Below are 1,896 nucleotides of genomic sequence, written 5' to 3'. Positions count from 1 at the left end.
TTTTTGTGTTTCATGCCGTCGTAGCGGATACTGCGTTTTATGGTCAGGCATTGTTCCTCAAGGTTAATGTCCTGCCATGTAAGACCACAGGTTTCCCCGATACGGAGCCCGGCATAATACGCAATTTGAATCGGAAGAATAGCAGGTGGATTTTTCTTTTCCAGATATTGGATAAGCCGTTCATAATCCTCATGTGAAATCGGCTGTGTACCTTCTTCCACTTCATCATCGGAAAAGAGGTCAACTTCCTCTGCCTGCTTTTTCAGCTTAATATACTGCATCGGATTGAAACTGATTAACTGTTTTGGAAATACTGCAAAACGGAATGACTGCTGTAACACTGCGGAAAAAGAATGTATATAATCTTTGCTGTATCCCTTTCTTACTTTCCCGTCTGGAAACTCACCACCGAATGTAAGCAGATCAAGAAATGCCTGTAAATGTTCGGCAGTAACTGTTTTCAGTTTGCGGTCTGCAATCGGGTGTTTTTTGATACATCGGATTGCACCAAGATAATTTTCCACTGTACCGTTGCTGAGTGTCCCAGTTTTCAGTTCTTCTTCTGCCCACATATCCAGAAGTTCCCCTACGGTAAGATTATCTGCCTTTGCAACAAACTTCTTATCTTCGTAGTCTTCCAGTGCCTTGCGGAGAAGCTTTTCCGTCTCACTTTTACTTTCGGTTCCGGCGTATTCTTTCTGAACCATTTTACCGCTTGCATCTTCTACATAGAAGCGATAGTACCATTTTTTTCCTTTTTTTCTAACAGATCCTTTTGCCATAATCGTATGTCTCCTTTCGATATCAGACAATCGGAACTGCTGAAATGCTTCTTGCGTGTAGGCATCTTATGGACAAGTCCATAAGCCAATTCGCCGCTCGTCAAATCTGTAAACAGCTTGACTCGCTTGCGCTCATTGTATCATAACTCCGATTATCTTACTATACCGATTCAGAATCGTCATACATAACTTCGGATAAAAGATTTGCAAGCCTTTGTTCTGCCGCTTCCGGTTTCTTTGAATAGAGCCTTACAACATCTGCCATATCATTAAATGCGTTGACAGTATGTGTGATCTCCCTGAGAAACATAATCTCATTATATTCATCTTTCGATTCAAATCCCATTACTTTGGCAATGTCCGCATCTTTGGTACTGCCTTTGTAATTTTTACAGGCGAACTGAAACGAATCCAGAAACAGTTCATATTGCTTTAACATTAACAGCAGTAAGTCTTTAGAAAAAGCGTCTTCTGTTTTATTGAGGTCAAGAGGAAACTGTTTGAGAATGTCGCCCATCGCATCACGAATCTGCAATTCTTTCTTATCCGTAATATCAGTTTCATATTCATCGGTTTCCCCTTTGAGCCATTCAATCGATACATGAAGTGCTTCCGAAAGACCTTCCAGTACCATCTTTTTGGTATTGTCAATCGAACCATTCTCATAACGCAGGATTGTGGAAGCGGTAACTCCCATCTTCTCTGCGACATAAGGCTGTGTCAGATTTAATTCCAGACGGCGCTGTTTTGCCCTGCTGCCAATCAGCTTGCGTAGTTCTTTATCTTTCATGCTGATGTGCCTCCTTTTTCGGTATGTCATTACTATACCACGCAACAAAATATATTGCAATATGCAATTTTAAGAAAAGCAGAAAAATTTCATAATGCTTGACAAAGCAATATAAACACGCTATACTGACAGCACAAATGAAATTGCATAATGCAATTCGAAAGGAGGTGGTCATATGACGCAAAGAAAGATTGCCTTATCTATTGAGGAAGCTGCTGATTATACGGGAATTGGCAGGAACACCCTGCGAAAGTTGGTAGAGTGGAAGAAACTTCCGGTATTGAAGGTTGGGAGAAAAGTCCTGATCAAAACGGATATGCTGGA

The 1,896-nt window shown here is 41.0% G+C and carries 3 protein-coding genes; 1 reads left to right on the top strand and 2 read right to left on the bottom strand.

The window, feature by feature from the left end:
* A partial coding sequence (locus DXC04_RS15865; protein WP_243112124.1) for a tyrosine-type recombinase/integrase occupies positions 1 to 782 on the bottom strand: 782 nt, incomplete at its 3' end.
* Positions 783 to 942: 160 nt separating this feature from the next.
* Positions 943 to 1,572, bottom strand: a complete 630-nt coding sequence (locus DXC04_RS08040; RefSeq protein WP_009243739.1) for a helix-turn-helix domain-containing protein — start codon at positions 1,570 to 1,572, stop codon at positions 943 to 945.
* 175 nt (positions 1,573 to 1,747) lie between these two features.
* Between DXC04_RS08040 and DXC04_RS08035 the strand changes: the two genes are divergently transcribed.
* Positions 1,748 to 1,896, top strand: a 149-nt coding sequence (locus tag DXC04_RS08035) for a helix-turn-helix domain-containing protein (RefSeq protein WP_147366237.1), incomplete at its 3' end; no start/stop codon positions are given.

It is taken from the genome of Dorea sp. OM07-5, assembly GCF_003481355.1.
Lineage (GTDB): Bacteria > Bacillota > Clostridia > Lachnospirales > Lachnospiraceae > Dorea_D > Dorea_D hominis.
This window is presented reverse-complemented; position numbering and strand designations above follow the sequence as displayed.

Excerpts from the sequence above, each read along its gene's own strand:
- DXC04_RS08040 (WP_009243739.1), bottom strand. The coding sequence starts at position 1,572 with ATGAAAGATAAAGAACTACGCAAGCTGATTGGCAGCAGGGCAAAACAG.